The sequence below is a fragment of the Gilliamella sp. Occ3-1 genome (assembly GCF_001690655.1).
GTDB lineage: Bacteria > Pseudomonadota > Gammaproteobacteria > Enterobacterales > Orbaceae > Gilliamella > Gilliamella apicola_P.
The window spans coordinates 72,275-87,735 of record NZ_LZHQ01000030.1 but is presented as its reverse complement, the minus strand read 5'-3'; the positions used below and the strand labels follow the sequence as shown (position 1 = coordinate 87,735).

General features: G+C 34.2%; 14 protein-coding genes, 1 tRNA gene and 1 pseudogene. 6 read left to right on the top strand and 10 right to left on the bottom strand.

All coding sequences use genetic code 11. The features are described from left to right. The 7 genes and pseudogenes from A9G43_RS09435 to hemA form a co-directional block, all read right to left on the bottom strand. Positions 1–714: pseudogene (locus tag A9G43_RS09435) on the bottom strand (IS3 family transposase); the annotation flags it as partial. 103 nt (positions 715–817) lie between these two features. Then, positions 818–997 carry a transposase gene (locus A9G43_RS09430; protein ID WP_141674063.1) on the bottom strand — a complete coding sequence of 60 codons (180 nt, stop codon included), beginning with the start codon at positions 995–997 and terminating at the stop codon, positions 818–820. Positions 998–1,306: 309 nt separating this feature from the next. Further along, positions 1,307–1,393: transfer RNA gene (locus A9G43_RS09425), tRNA-Leu, on the bottom strand. 99 nt (positions 1,394–1,492) lie between these two features. Then, positions 1,493–1,735 (bottom strand): zinc ribbon domain-containing protein, encoded by a 243-nt coding sequence (locus tag A9G43_RS09420; protein ID WP_065608570.1) that lies wholly within the window; start codon positions 1,733–1,735, stop codon positions 1,493–1,495. A 117-nt stretch (positions 1,736–1,852) separates the two neighbouring features. After that, the gene (locus tag A9G43_RS11170) at positions 1,853–1,990 is read right to left on the bottom strand and encodes a hypothetical protein (protein ID WP_218058661.1); all 138 of its coding nucleotides are present in this window, start codon (positions 1,988–1,990) and stop codon (positions 1,853–1,855) included. Between the two features lie 2 nt (positions 1,991–1,992). Continuing rightward, positions 1,993–2,109, bottom strand: a complete 117-nt coding sequence (locus tag A9G43_RS11165) for a DUF1289 domain-containing protein (protein ID WP_218056512.1) — start codon at positions 2,107–2,109, stop codon at positions 1,993–1,995. A 36-nt stretch (positions 2,110–2,145) separates the two neighbouring features. Continuing rightward, entirely contained in the window at positions 2,146–3,417 is a 1,272-nt protein-coding gene (hemA, locus tag A9G43_RS09410) for a glutamyl-tRNA reductase (protein WP_065608568.1), read from the bottom strand. A gap of 166 nt (positions 3,418–3,583) precedes the next feature. On the opposite strand from hemA, the gene lolB reads away from it, so the two are divergent. From lolB to A9G43_RS09380, 6 genes are all read left to right on the top strand, one after another. Continuing rightward, positions 3,584–4,204, top strand: a complete 621-nt coding sequence (lolB, locus tag A9G43_RS09405; RefSeq protein ID WP_034914549.1) for a lipoprotein insertase outer membrane protein LolB — start codon at positions 3,584–3,586, stop codon at positions 4,202–4,204. Positions 4,205–4,215: 11 nt separating this feature from the next. Further along, positions 4,216–5,058, top strand: coding sequence for a 4-(cytidine 5'-diphospho)-2-C-methyl-D-erythritol kinase (ispE, locus tag A9G43_RS09400; protein ID WP_065608566.1), 843 nt, complete (start codon positions 4,216–4,218; stop codon positions 5,056–5,058). Between the two features lie 19 nt (positions 5,059–5,077). Next, positions 5,078–6,109: a bifunctional transcriptional activator/DNA repair protein Ada gene (locus A9G43_RS10800; protein WP_081298106.1), complete on the top strand. Its 1,032-nt coding sequence runs from the start codon at positions 5,078–5,080 to the stop codon at positions 6,107–6,109. 172 nt (positions 6,110–6,281) lie between these two features. After that, positions 6,282–6,833: an adenine phosphoribosyltransferase gene (gene apt, locus A9G43_RS09390; protein WP_065559991.1), complete on the top strand. Its 552-nt coding sequence runs from the start codon at positions 6,282–6,284 to the stop codon at positions 6,831–6,833. Positions 6,834–7,103: 270 nt separating this feature from the next. Beyond that, positions 7,104–7,874, top strand: coding sequence for a dimethylargininase (gene ddaH, locus A9G43_RS09385; protein WP_065608562.1), 771 nt, complete (start codon positions 7,104–7,106; stop codon positions 7,872–7,874). A gap of 51 nt (positions 7,875–7,925) precedes the next feature. Continuing rightward, the gene (locus A9G43_RS09380; RefSeq protein WP_065608560.1) at positions 7,926–9,320 is read left to right on the top strand and encodes a basic amino acid/polyamine antiporter; all 1,395 of its coding nucleotides are present in this window, start codon (positions 7,926–7,928) and stop codon (positions 9,318–9,320) included. A gap of 142 nt (positions 9,321–9,462) precedes the next feature. Here the strand turns inward: A9G43_RS09380 and A9G43_RS09375 are convergent, their stop codons facing one another. The 3 genes from A9G43_RS09375 to rbbA form a co-directional block, all read right to left on the bottom strand. After that, positions 9,463–10,446: an AEC family transporter gene (locus A9G43_RS09375; RefSeq protein ID WP_065608558.1), complete on the bottom strand. Its 984-nt coding sequence runs from the start codon at positions 10,444–10,446 to the stop codon at positions 9,463–9,465. A 1,067-nt stretch (positions 10,447–11,513) separates the two neighbouring features. Then, on the bottom strand, positions 11,514–12,644 hold the full coding sequence (locus A9G43_RS09370; protein ID WP_065608556.1) for an ABC transporter permease: 1,131 nt from the start codon (positions 12,642–12,644) through the stop codon (positions 11,514–11,516). Positions 12,645–12,649: 5 nt separating this feature from the next. After that, a complete protein-coding gene (rbbA, locus tag A9G43_RS09365; RefSeq protein ID WP_065608554.1) occupies positions 12,650–15,448 on the bottom strand; it encodes a ribosome-associated ATPase/putative transporter RbbA in 2,799 nt (932 codons plus the stop codon). Between the last annotated feature and the right edge of the window lie 13 nt (positions 15,449–15,461).

Here is a 15,461-nt window from a genome sequence, read left to right as displayed (position 1 = left end):
CCATTCTTCGGTTATTCTCTTTGCTTGTGCTAAGTTGTTAAAAAGATATAAATCGAGTACTTCAGTACGATAGGTACGATTAAATCGTTCAATATAGCCATTTTGATAAGGGCTACCGGGCTGGATATAATCAATGGTTATATTATGTGATTTAGCCCAGTTTATAAAGGTTTTTCCTGTAAATTCTGGCCCATTATCGACGCGTATTTTTAATGGATACCCATGATATTCAGCCAATTTATCTAAGTAACGGGTAACTCTCCCTGCTGGTAAGCTTACTGCAATATCAATGCCTAACGCCTCACGATTAAAGTCATCGATGACATTGAATGTCCTAAAGTGACGCTGATTACGACTACTGTCACTCATAAAATCCATTGACCAGCACTCACCTTGTTTATTGGGGACTAATAACCTTTCCAGGCATCGTGGAGGAATACGTTTTTTACGCTTTACCCTGAGATTAAGCTTTAATTGGCAATACACCCGATACACCCGTTTATGATTCCATTTATAGCCGAGCTTTTTAATACGATTAAAGCATTTAGGAAAGCCCCAGCGTAAATGCCGGTCTGTGATAGCATTCAACACCGAAATAATCACTGAATCATCCTGTAACTTAGGTTGATAATAGTAAGCACAACGGCTTAAGCCAACAATGGCACAATTCATAGCAATACTAACCGAATGATTTTGTTGTAGTTGCTGTGCCCACGTTTTACGTGCCTTTTTGTGAGCACTAAAGCTTTTTTATGATTTCTTCCTGAAGCTGTGATTTTAAACTCAGCTCGGCAAACATCTGCTTAAGCTTGCGGTTTTAGGCTTCAAGCTCCTTTAAGCGTTTGATATCCGAAGTTTCAATTCCGCCGTATTTTTCTCGCCACTTATAGAAAGTTGAATTACCCATGCTATATTTACGGCACAGCTCTTTAACAGGAATACCAGTTTCAGCTTCTTTTAAAATAGCCACGATTTGATGTTCGGTCATTTTTTTCATAATTAAATCCCCTTTTCTTTTATCATAGAGAATTTTCTACTTTTTTGCTGTAATATTTTAGGGGATAGTTACAATTACAGGAATTATTATCAAGCAAAAATTTTATAATCAATTAATCAACATGATGATTTTTTTGTATGTTTTATATGAAATCGCATAAAAATCGGAAATAAACAAGAAAGTTAGAACAAAGAGATGGCTAGCTAGATTTTATATTTAAAAATAAATATCCACCGCCATTTTACCGCCACTTGTTATTTTTTGATAATTTACAACAGAAGAAAAGTTAAGATAGGTGATTAATTTTATTGGTGCCAGTGGTCGGACTCGAACCGACACGCTTTTAAGGGCGGCGGATTTTGAATCCGCTGCGTCTACCAATTTCGCCACACTGGCATTTGAAGTGCAAATAAGTAAACGTTGGCATTATACTAAGCTTTGCAATATCTGCAACAGATATTATTCATAAAGCAATTTATCTGCCTAAAAAAACGTCTAATCCTTCCTTTTCCAGGCAGGTAATTTTTTAAGGATTATATAAGCAGTTTGTTTAGCTACTGCATTATCAACATTGTGATTTTGAGCATATTGTAATGTAACTTCATGCCATTTTTCATCAAATGTTTTCATTCTGCCATCTTTATGAGCACAATGTTTACAATAGTTTTTAGACATATCGAGCAATGGATAATCAGCAATAGCAGTCATTGGCATGCCACATGCAATACACATTTTCATATTTTAAATTCCAATAATATTAAAAAGGTGACTAAATAATTGCCATCTTTATATGTATAAAAATCCTACTCTGAGTTAAACAAGATTACAATATATATTAAAAATAGATAAATAGATTTAGAAATTAAGATCGAATTGAGGTGTTACTGGATTTAATTCTTGTTGTTGTCGTTGCTGTTTTGATAATAGATAACGGCGTTTTAATGCCCGTTGTTTACATAAACGCAAAACTTTTTGCTTTTGGCTATCACTCAAGGTTAACCAACTAAATCTTCTTCTCTTGAGCGATAACAAGCAATACAATAGCCTTGTTTATCAGTTACACAAACTCGTTTACACGGGCTTGGAATATCAAAAAATTCAATCTGATCCAATTTATTCCTCGTTTCCTAAGCAAAACGACATATTGACTAATGTTCTTTTAATCCTAACCCTTTACTTAATACTTTAAAACAGTCATCACAATCATGTGTAGCTGCATGAAGTAATGTTTGAGTCGGTGCGTGGATTAATTTATTGGTTAAGCGATGTGAAAACTCAGCAAAAACATCGTCAATGTTAGCGCCCTGCCTGATGGCATTTAAGGCTTTTATTTGTAACTCACGTTTGATACTTTCTGCATTACTACGATACTGCTTAACATAAGCAACTGCATGTCTAGTCTTAAGCCAATCAATGAAAAGTTCAGCTTGTTCTTGAATAAGATATTGCGCTTCTTTAGCGGCAATAGCTCTTTGTTCTAAATTACTTTCAACCGTTTTTTGTAAGTCATCAATAGTATAAAGATGCACATTATTGAGTTGACTAACCTCTTCCTCGACATCGCGAGGAACAGCTAAATCAATAAACAGCATTTTACGATGATTTCTAGCTCGTAAAGTGCGCTCAACCATGCCTTTACCTATAATAGGTAAAGGACTCGCTGTTGAGCTGATCACAATATCAACATCTTTAAGTCGATTAGCGATATCAGGTAATGAAATGATTTCTGCATCAATATCAACCGCAAGTTTTAATGCCTTTTCACGGGTTCGATTGGCAATAATAACTTGATTAAATCCATGCGGCTTTAAGTAACGTGAAATAAGCTCTATTGTTTCACCTGCGCCAACAAGCATAATATTTAAATTAGAGGTATCACTAAAAAGATGGCGAGCAACTAAACAAGCAGCATAAGCGACAGATGCTGTATTAGTGCCAATATTGGTTTCACTACGGACAATTTTCGCCACATGAAATACTTTTTGAAATAGTTTTTTTAATTGAACAGATAAGCAATTTTGTTCTTGAGCAAAACTATATGCTTGCTTAACTTGCCCTAGAATTTGTGGCTCACCAATGATCATAGAATCTAAACCACTTGCTACCGACATCAAATGTTCAACAGCTTGTTGACCGTCATACCAATAAAATGAATCTTGGTATAGATCAACATCAAGATGATGAAATTGTCCTAACCAACTTTCTACAGATTGTTTTAATCTTAGATAGTCAGTTTGATGCTCATAACTAAGATAAATTTCTGTTCTATTGCAGGTAGACAAAATAATACACCCATCAACTAAAGGATGTTGGTATAAGCTGTATAGTGCTTTATCGACAATCTCATTAGGAAAAGCAAGCCTTTCCCTTAAAGCAACTGGCGCTGTTTTATGATTAACACCAAAAATTGTAATAGACATTGCATCACTTCTTTTTTGAAGGTTATTAGATATATTATTTTATTAACAGTTCTTAAACTTCCATATTATACATAAAAAACAGTAAAGGTTCTTTTTCTTATTCAGTAAATTATCAGTTATAATACTGCACTTATTGACACAAACACTAACAACTAAGAGTTATTTTATGTCTAAAATCAAATATATATTTGTTTTCATATTACCTTTACTTATCACCGCTTGCCAAATAACAAAATCTCAAAACAACACTTCGATTGAACAGCAGTGGCAAATCCGCCAACAAAATCTAAAACAAATAAACACATTCCAAGTTAAAGGTAGTATAGCTTACATAAGTGATAAATCTCGTAATTATGGACGATTTTTAATAGCTCAACAATCAACTGATAACTACCAAGTTAAATTAACCTCCCCCATTGGTAGCAATATTTTAACATTAAACGCCGAACCTAATTATGCCCAACTGGTTGATAAAGACGGTAGAAATTACCAAGATACCAATGTTGAAAATCTTATGAAAAAGATATCCAATGTAAATATTCCACTTAATTCTTTGCATAATTGGTTAAAAGGATTTTCAGACAACATCAATACTGACAAGTTAGATAGTTCAGGAAGATTACTTTCAACTGTCTTTATACAAAATAACAATAAATGGACATTAAAAATTCCAAGTTACTCTACTTATACTTATCAAAACAAAAAGATAGATTTACCTGCAACTATAGAGCTTACGCATGATGACGAAGTTGTTCGCTTAAAAATTAGTGACTGGATTTTACGATAAAGGATAATAGTATGAAACAGTGGTTATCACCTGCTAAATTAAATTTATTCCTTTATATCATTGGACGCCGTTCTGACAATTATCATAATTTGCAAACGTTATTTCAATTTATTGATTATTGCGACATCCTAATCTTTAATGTTCGTCAAGATAATAAAATTAACTTATTAACCGATTTTACAAATGTACCCGTTAATAAAAACTTAATTGTTGTTGCTGCTGAACAATTGAAATCCTATACCAACCGTAATGATTTAGGTGTAGATATTACAATTGATAAAAAAATTCCTATGGGTGGTGGATTAGGAGGAGCCTCATCTAATGCTGCAACAGTATTAGTAGCACTTAATCAGCTATGGCAACTTAATTTATCAACCGAAATACTAATGGATATAGGACGAAAAATTGGTGCCGATGTCCCTATTTTTATTTATGGTCATGCGGCTTTTGCCGAAGGAATTGGCGATCAATTTCACCCTGTAGATATTCCTGAATATTGGTATTTAGTCACTTGCCCTAATATTGAAATATCAACAGTCGAAATATTTAATGCTCCTGAGCTAACTCGCAATACGCCAGCTCAAAGCATTACTGATTTACTTTCATTGAAGTTTAACGAATTAAAAAATGATTGTGAGGAAGTAGTTAGGAAACGTTATCCAACAATAGATAAAATAATTACTTACCTTTCCCAATATGGTATAACTCGATTAACAGGAACTGGTGCATGTGTTTTTACCCAATGTGAATCAAAGCAACAAGCATTAGCCATTCAAGGCAAACTTAATGCAGCACTATCAGTTAATAGTTTTGTCGCAAAATCGTTAAACACCTCTCCTTTATTCACAAATTAAACAAAAACCTTAATCAACAATCATTAAATGGTTAAGGTTTTATTACGTCAATATTTATATATTAAATATAACCACATTCTATGCTGGAGTTAAAACAACTTCGGTATTTTGTATTGCAACTTGTCGGGCAAAGAAACCAAAATATGAAAATGTAGAATTTTTTAGCACTTTCAAAGAAGCTCTTGATGCTGGATATCGTCCTTGTAAAATTTGCAAACCAACTGAAAATTCTAACGCAGCACCATCAGAAGTCATTAAAGCTATCGCATTAATTACCCAAAATCCTAAAACAAAAATATCCGATATGATATTAAAAGAGCATCAAATAAGCCCCGAAACGATCAGACGCTGGTTCAAAAAAAATTATGGTATTACCTTCCAAGCCTATCAAAGGATGTATCGAATAAATAATGCCTTTCAAGAGCTTAAAATTGGTAAAAATGTCATTAATACCGCTTATGATACAGGATATGAGTCATTAAGTGGTTTTGGATACACTTACAAAAAAATAATGAAAAATGCCCCATCTCAAAATACTAATAACGAAATTATTTTGGTTAATCGCCTAACTACACCATTGGGACCAATGTTTATTTTCGCCACTAATCAAGGTATTTGCCTATTAGAATTCGTGGATCGTCGAATGTTAGAAACAGAATTTAAACAATTACAAACACAACTTAATACAAAAATTATTTTTGGAGAAAATAGCCATATTGTTCAAACTAAAAATGAAATTGATGAATATTTTCAAGGAATAAGAAAATATTTTGCAGTTAAATTACATACTCCTGGAACAGATTTTCAGCGAACTGTTTGGGACAGTTTAAAACAAATCCCTTATGGAAAACTAACTACCTATAAAGAGCAAGCAGAAAACATCAATAATCCACATGCTATCCGCTCAGTTGCAAGCGCAAATGGATTTAATCGAATTGCAATTATCATACCTTGCCACCGAGTCATTGGCTCAAATGGTGAATTAATGGGATATGGCGGAGGGTTAGAAAGGAAACGATGGTTAATTGAACATGAAAAAAGACATTCTTAATTGTTCCATTATAATTGCTGTGCTAAATACAGTAATGGCAGTTTTATTACTTAAATTATAAGTATTGCTAGGTTTCAGCATGATATTACGGTTTCTTTGTTGCAACTAAAAAGTTTGCAGGTATATAATGTAAGATTAGCAACTCTTATAGAAGAACTTAGAGAGCATTTAGATGAATCAGTTACAAGAAAAACTTGCATTAATTAAAGACAGCATTCTTACTATTCCCAACTATCCAAAAGAAGGGGTTTTGTTTCGTGACATCACAAGTTTACTTGCTGATCCTGCTGCATTTAAAACCACTGTTGAATTATTAATTGATCATTATCGTGATAAAAAAATTGATAAAGTAGTAGGCACAGAAGCTCGAGGCTTTATTTTTGCTGCACCAATTGCGTTAGCGTTAGGTGTCGGTTTTATTCCTGTTCGAAAACCTAATAAATTGCCTCGCCACGTATTTAAAGAAGAATATCAACTTGAGTACGGTACAGATACGTTAGAAATTCACACTGATGCCATTAAACCAGGTGAACGAGTATTAATTATTGATGATTTACTTGCTACAGGTGGAACAATTGCTGCAACAGCGAATTTAATTCGTAAAGCTGGTGGCATTGCCGAAAACGCCGCATTTGTAATCAACTTACCAGATTTAGGTGGCAAAACAAAGTTAACGGATATGGGAATTGATTGCTTTACTTTAGTTAATTTTGACGGCGAATAATTACTATTAAGGGCACAATTAGTGCCTTTTTTTATTTTGAATACTTTTATCTCTTTTCCTTTCTAAAATAAAATAAGTTAGTCATTTTCATTGCATAAAAATAGATATGTACCACCACTCTATCTAAATTCAGCTAAATAAATCAAGATAAAAAACCAACAAAACCTCCAAAAACGAATAAAAATACACTTTACATCTTGATAAAGATATAAATGTGAATTATTATTCATAAATAAAGCATAATTATTTAAAACAAAGGAAATAGATAGAATGAAAAAATTTAACCATATTATTGCAAGAACACCCGCCAAATCTTTAATTAACGGATTAACGTCAGCTAACTTGGGTAAACCTGATTATCAAAAGGCCTTAGATCAGCATAACTATTACATTCGAGCACTACAGCAGTGCGATGTTGATATCACTATTTTACCACCCGACGAACGTTTTCCTGATTCAGTCTTTGTTGAAGACGCTGTGCTTTGTACCCCATATTGTGCAATTATTACAAGGCCTGGCGCAGAAAGTCGCCGAGCAGAAACCGAAATTATATCAGACACCATTGAGCGATTTTATCCCAATAAAGTTGAGCGAATCACCGCACCAGGCACCGTTGAAGCGGGTGATATTATGATGGTTGAAAACCACTACTATATTGGCTTATCTGCTCGAACCAACCAAGCTGGTGCTAACCAAATGATAGCTATTTTAGAGAAGTACGGATTAACTGGTTCGGTAGTTAAGCTTGAAAAAGTATTACATCTAAAAACAGGTTTAGCTTATTTAGAAAACAACAACCTATTAGCAGCAGGCGAATTTATAACTAAACCTGAGTTTCAACGCTTTAATATTATCGAAATTCCCGAACAAGAAAGTTATGCTGCCAACTGTATTTGGGTTAATGATCACGTAATAATGCCGATGGGCTATCCAACAACAAAAGCAAAAATAGAAAAACTTGGCTACCAAGTTATTGAAGTTGATACATCGGAATACCAAAAGATTGATGGTGGCGTAAGTTGCATGTCACTAAGATTTTAATCGATCTATATTAAATATTAACCTTACTAAACCACATAATAAGACAACAACATGAATACATCGGTAAGAAAAAAGCTAGGCATCCTGCCACTCACACTGTTAGTGGTTGGCAGTATTGTAGGCAGCGGTATTTTCAGCCTACCACAAAACATGGCCGAAAGTTCGGGCTCTGGCGCTATTTTAATTGCATGGATAATAACCCTATTTGGCATGTTAATGCTAACACGGATATTTCAGTATTTATCGATTCGATTTTACAAAATCAATGATGGATTATATGGTTATGTGCGTGAAGGTTTTGGCGATTATATCGGCTTTAATGCCGCGTGGGGCTACTGGATATCAGCATGGATGTCGTGCACCAGCTACCTAGTGATTTTATTTAGTGCATTAGGATCTTTTGATTGCTTGAGCTTCTTTGGTCATGGTACCACATTACCTGCCGTTATTACGGCTATCATATTTTTATGGATAGTGCACTATTTTGTATTAAAAGGAATATATCGTGCTTTTTTATTAAATTGCCTAGTAACATTAGCGAAAATCGTGCCTATTGGTTTATTTATTGTTTGTGTTAGCCTTGCCTTTAAAATATCGACATTTAAGATAGATTTTTGGGGAACACCGCAATTAGGCTCAATTATCGAGCAAGTAAAAAACACCATGCTCTATACCGTTTGGGTCTACTTAGGGATTGAAAGCGCAACTGTGTATGCTGCTAGAGCCAAAAACATCATCAGCATTAGCCGAGCTACCTTTTTTGGCTTTGCTATTACCAGCTTATTACTTGTTTGCGTATCTGTGTTATCGCTTGGTATTGTGCCACAACAAGAACTTGCTCAAATGAAAAACCCTTCCATGGCACTTGTTATTGAACATGTAGTAGGCAGCTGGGGAGCAACATTAATTAATATTGGTTTAATTGTGTCAGTCAGTGGTGGATTACTATCATGGTTAATGCTAGCGGCCGAAATGCTATTTTTAGCTGGCCAAGGCACACAACACACAGTACCAAGTTGTTTTGGAAAACTCAACAAAGCAGGCACGCCATCCAACGCATTATGGTTAACAACATGTTTAATAACCGTATTAATTATCCTTGCCCACTACTATCAATCTGGCTACAACACATTAATCCAATTATCAACCTCAATGGTGCTTATTCCCTATTTACTGGCGGCTCTCTTTGTTTTTAAATTAGCCGTTCAACAAGGTAAAGCCTACTTAATTATGATTGGCGCTTTAGGATCGCTTTATGGCATATGGTTGATTTATGCTGGTGGCACAGTTTATTTATTACTGTCGATGATACTCTATAGTATGGGACTCTGTTTTTACCTTTATGCCAGAAAGGAACGATCTTTGCCAGCATTTAGTTATTTGCATGACAAAGTGTACACTATTGCAATTAACCTGTTAGCTATCATCGCTATTTTATACTTATAGCTTAGTGTTTTTTATACCATAAGGTACCTCATATGAGAAAAAATGATTAAAGAAAGTTATTTGCAAAAAAAACATGTAATCGATAATAAATACCCTCGTTTAAAACTCAATGAGGGCATTTATATTTAGCTTTTATTTATTATTAAGCAACACCGGGAATGGTGAAGTCCATAATAAGTAGCAAGGTTGGTAATATGAAGATAGATAAAACCGTTGATGCAAAGAAAATGCTTGATGCTTGTTCTTGTTCAACATTCCAATTGTAAGCCAAAATAACTGCTGTCGAAGCTGTTGGCATTGCCAATAAGAAGACTAATTCTTCTGCTTCCATACCTGTGATACCAAACAGATATACGGAAATAAGTGCAACAATTGGTGTAATAAAACTTTTCAACACAACATTAATCATTAACGGTTTAGACAATTTCAATTTAACACCATGAATACCAACACCGACCGCAATAAGTGAAATAAAGTTACAAGCATTTGACATAATATCAAAGGTGTTAAACACAAAATGTGGTAGCCATTTAGTGCCATCGGTAACGCTTACAATTAACCCTAAAATAACGGCTAAAAACATAGGTTTCATAAGTGAATTTTTTACCGCACTAAAGATCATACCACCGGTAACTTTACCACCCGATATTTTAGTATCACAAAGTTCTAATAAAAAAATTGTCATTGGAATCAATGATAATGCAACAACAAAATTAGCAATCGCTACCGAAATAGTTGAAGCAGCTCCTAACATTAATGTTAAGAAAGGTACTCCCATTCCACCCATGTTTGGAAAGCAGCATAGCATTGCATTCATAGCCGTCGACTTTAATTCTTTATGCAAAATGTATTTATTAGTTAAAAAACAAACTATCCATAAAAATGACATAGTACAGAAAAACGCAATCATCCAAACTCCATTGAATATTTGCGAAGGTTTAGCATGAGACGTATGCACAAAAAGTAAAGCCGGAAAGACAAAGTTTGATACAAGCCCTGATAATAATTTTTTAGAATCCTTTGAAAAAATTCCTTGTTGTACACATAGCCAACCAAGAAAAATTAACAAAAAAACCGGAAGACAAGAACTAACAACTTGCCCAACTGCTGACCAGATCAGATTCATTTTTTAAAACTCCTAAAATAATATTACTAAAAATACAAATTCGGTAATTGGTCGGTAACTTCAGATTAGATATTATATTTATTGACCTAGCTAAAATAAGTGGGTAACAAAATCGAATATATTTATTACATGTAAGACAATATTCTTCGTTGTTGAAACTTGATATTATTAAATGCTATTTCGCACTTAGTATGCTTAATTAAAGACATTCTCTAATAAAAACCTTTGTTATATTCAAATGTAAAATATAGTAACTTAGGCATTATTATACTTATTCTTCTCGACCTTGTGTAAATCAAGGTCTGCAAACTGTCTTAAAAACACAAAAAACTATTAAAACTTTGCTCAAAACTTGCTGATAGTAGAGTTTTATTTCTTTAAAAAATAAATAGATAAGAAAACATAAAGTATTAACGTTAAATTATAGTAAAAATTAATATAACACTAAAACTTCCTAAATAATTCTTTTTTATAACGTATTATTTGTTATAAAAAAATACACCTATCATAGTTAATAAATTGATTTAATTAATTTATATAATAATTGCTGCTATAAAGCTTTATTGTAGATATTTACATAAAAGCAATAAATAAAGAAAACAGTATATAGTAAAGTTTGTTTAGAAATAATCAATTAATGACTGGCATAATGTAAATCATTTATGAGTCATTGTAAAATCAGTAATGCAATTTTGACTATTTAAGTTAAAAATATCTTACCTTTCTCAGTATTTTTAGTCTAACTATCTAATAATGATGGTTGCGTTATTGCTCGTTCCAATGAGTTAAAACCGCTTGTTCCTATGGGCATGCCTGCTCATCAAATCCCCCCCGAAAATTCGCAAGCAAATTACTTTACTCAGTTGCAATTACGAACTTCATGGCGATAGATGAGGCATTTATTCAATTAAATGGATTTTAACAAGATTATCAGCTTTAGCAAAAATATTGTGCATGTATTTAAAAGTACCAGAAAAATTAATTACGGCTAGAAATTTTCATAAATATTTAAAATAACCCTTCTTGTTAAAAATAAAAGTACTAATTTTGTAATAAAATATAGGACATTATGAGCCCATATTCACAATTGAACTACGAAAACGTCTTAAAGCAATTAAAAAGAATACAGTACCAATTACCAATAACCACGCAAATGAAGTCCAAACCACGCTTAAGCCAGCACCTCGATACAGTATTGCCTGCCCTAATTCAACAAAATGCGTGGTTGGAGCAAACATCATAATGTTTTGCACAATTTCAGGCATGCTTTCACGCGGAGTACTACCCCCAGATAGCATTTGTAGTGGTAATAAAACTAAAATTAGTAACATTGCGAATTGCGCAGTAGATTTTGCTACTGTTGCCATAAATATCCCAAGTGACGTTGTAACAAAAAGATGCAATGCAGCTCCAATCAAAAATAAGCTTACCGAACCTGCAATTGGTACTTTTAGCCAACTATGAACAACTAACAACAATGCCACCCATGTTGATATTAATACCACAAGCCCCATTGACCATACTTTGGAGAGCATAATTTCAAAAGGGGTAACAGGCATAGCAAGGAGATGGTCAATCGTACCATGTTCCCGCTCTTTCATTAAGGCGGCCCCAGTTAAAATAATCGATAATGTTGTCACAATATTAATAATTTCCATGACTGAACCAAACCAAGATCGCGTTAAATTAGGATTAAATGCAGTATGCACTTGTATATTAACGGGCAAATTAGTTGCCTTACTGTAACGATTAACATATTCAGTCACTTCACCAGTAACAATCTGTGTTATATAACCATTCCCAACAAATGCTTGCCCCATTCGTGTTGCATCAATATTAAGTTGAATTTCTGGACTTTGACTATTTAGCACATCACGTTGAAAATTAGGCGGAATATTTAAAGCAAACGTATAATTATCCGTATCCATACCATGATCAACATCGTTCATTGAGTATAATTTAACGGGATCATTAAACATTGGCGGATAAAATGCTGCAATAATTTGCCGTGATAACGGTGAGTCATCTTCATCAACAACTGCAATCGAAGCATGGTGCAACGAATCAGAAGTAGCTGTTGCGGCAATGTAAATATCAAAGGTAAAGCAATAGCCAATTAACAACAACATGATAGGATCACGCAATAGACCCCATAACTCTTTAATCCCTAAGCGATAAATATTAACTAAACTTTGCATAATATCTATCCTTCTTGTTTTTTAAGAAGAAAAATACTTGCCCCAAGAACAATGGGGATTGTGACCAATAAAGCAAATATTGAATTGTGCAGATCCATAAAACCAAGTGCTTTATTAAACACACCGCGAGCAATAATTAGCATATGTGTTGTTGGATAAACTTCACCAATATAACGACCACCACCTTCTAGAGATGCGACAGGATTGAGTAATCCGGAGAATTGAATTGCTGGTAGCATTGTACCTACGCAAGTTAAAAAGATAACGGCAATTTGGCTACGAGTAACAGTTGAAGCTAACAAACCAAAACCCGTTGAAATAATACAGTAAGCAAAGGCAGCAAGGCATAAAGTAAATAGACTTCCTTTTACGGGAACAGCAAAAATGGTAATTGCCATAAATAACAATAATAAAAAGCTAAATATGGAAATAATGATATAAGGCACTTGTTTACCTAGCAAAAATTCAGCTTTAGTTACTGGAGTTACATATAAATTGATAATTGACCCCATCTCTTTTTCACGCACAACCGATAAAGCCGCCAGCATAGATGGAATCATCAATAATAAAATTGGTATTACAGCCGGTACCATGGAAGGTAAGCTTTTAATATCAGGATTATAACGGTATCTTGTTTCTATATTTGCCAAACTAGTTGAGGATTTTCCTGTTACTTCTTTTACTTTTTCACTTAGCCAAGCAAGATGCATTCCTTGAACGTAACCTTTAATTGTTTCAGCTCGTAGCGGCATTGCCCCATCAATCCAAATAGCAATATCAACAGGAGCACCTCGTTGTATATCTCGACCAAAATTGGGAGGGATTTCAATTGCTAAAGCGATTTCATTACTTCTTAACCGCGTATCCATATCGTTATAATCTGTAATTGGCTCTTTTTCAATAAAATAACGTTTAGAACCCGATAAATTAAGAATATAATTTTGACTAATTACACTTTGATCTCGGTCAAGTACAGCAAAATTCAGATCTTCAACATCCATCGTAATACCATATCCCATAACTAACATTAAAATTGCTGAACCTAATAACGCTAATAATGCTCGTAAAGGATCTCTAGATAACTCAAGTGTTTCACGCCATAAGCAACCTATCATACGGTTAAGACTAAACCCTTGAACATGATGATTTGGTAATGTTTTTGTTTCTTGATTGAGTATTTCTTTTGGTGGTTCAACAGAGTGTTCTTCTGCATTACTATCATCAGCACCTGCATCAACAAGATAGTTAATAAAGGCCTCCTCTAATGTTTTAGCATGTTTAGAACTAATAATGTGTTCAGGAGTATCGCTTGCTAATACTTTGCCTGCATGCATTAATGAGATTCTATCACACCTTGCAGCCTCATTCATAAAATGAGTTGTGATAAACACCGTTACTTTATCTTTTCTAGATAGTTCGATAATTAAACGCCAAAAATCATCTCGAGCAATGGGGTCAACGCCGGATGTTGGTTCATCAAGGATAAGAATTTGTGGATTATGCACAACAGCAACTGACAATGAAAGCCGTTGCTTTACCCCTAAAGGTAAGCTATCGGGTAGATTTTCTGCATCTTGTTCTAAACCAAAACGTTTTAGTAATTCTTCAACGCGGGCAGGTATTTTACTTTCTTTAATACCAAACAGGCGTGCATGTAGAACTAAATTTTGTTTGACCGTTAATTCACTATATAAAGAAAATGCCTGAGACATATACCCCAAATGACGCCTAACGTTAATGTCACTAGCATCAACAGGTTTACCAAATAACCATGCTTTTCCTGATGAAATCGGTAATAAACCCGTTAACATTTTCATTGTGGTTGATTTACCACAGCCATTTGAACCTAAAAAGCCAAATATTTCACCTTGTTTAATTGAAAAATTAACATGACCAACTGCGATAAAATTACCAAATTGTTTAGTTAAATCTTTTGCTTCTATGGCTGTTTGCAAATCTTTATTAAGATCTAAAGGTGGAATTTCGACAGTTTGATAACCTTGTCTAGCACTTTCTGGCATTAGCTGAATGAATGCATCATCTAAATTATCTTTTCCTGTCTTTACTAGTAAGGATTTTGGTGTGCCAGTTTCAAGAATCTTACCGCCATACATTGCCACCAACCAATCAAAATTTTGAGCTTCGTCCATGTAGGCTGTTGCAACAATCACACTCATTTGGGGTCTTTGTTCACGAATTTTGTTAATTAACTGCCAAAATTGGGCTCTGGAAAGTGGATCCACCCCAGTTGTAGGTTCATCAAGAATTAACAAATCAGGATCGTGGATTAAAGCCGAACATAAGCTAACTTTTTGCTTCATACCACCGGACAGTCGCCCTGCCGGTCTTGATAAAAATGGATATAACCCAGTACTACGCGTTAATTCATCAATACGGCGACGACGCTCGGCCGCATCATTACCAAACAGACGAGCAAAAAATTGTAAATTTTCTTCAACGGATAAAGTAGGATAAAGGTTTTTGCCTAACCCTTGCGGCATATAAGCAATACGTGTGCAAACATTTTTACGGTGTGTTTTATCTTTCATATCACCGTCAAGTACATATACTAACCCATCTTGAATAACATGCGAACCAGCAATTAATGATAATAAACTTGATTTTCCAACACCGTCTGGTCCTATCAATCCAACCATACATCTTGGCGGTATAGCTAAAGTGATATTATCAAGAGCAAGGTTCTTTTTATAATGCAGTGATACATCACTAATTTTTACCACTGCATCATCGAGCGATTTAGCTTCGGTTGATAAAGCTAAATCTTTATTGTCGGATTCTGACATATGCTATCCCCAA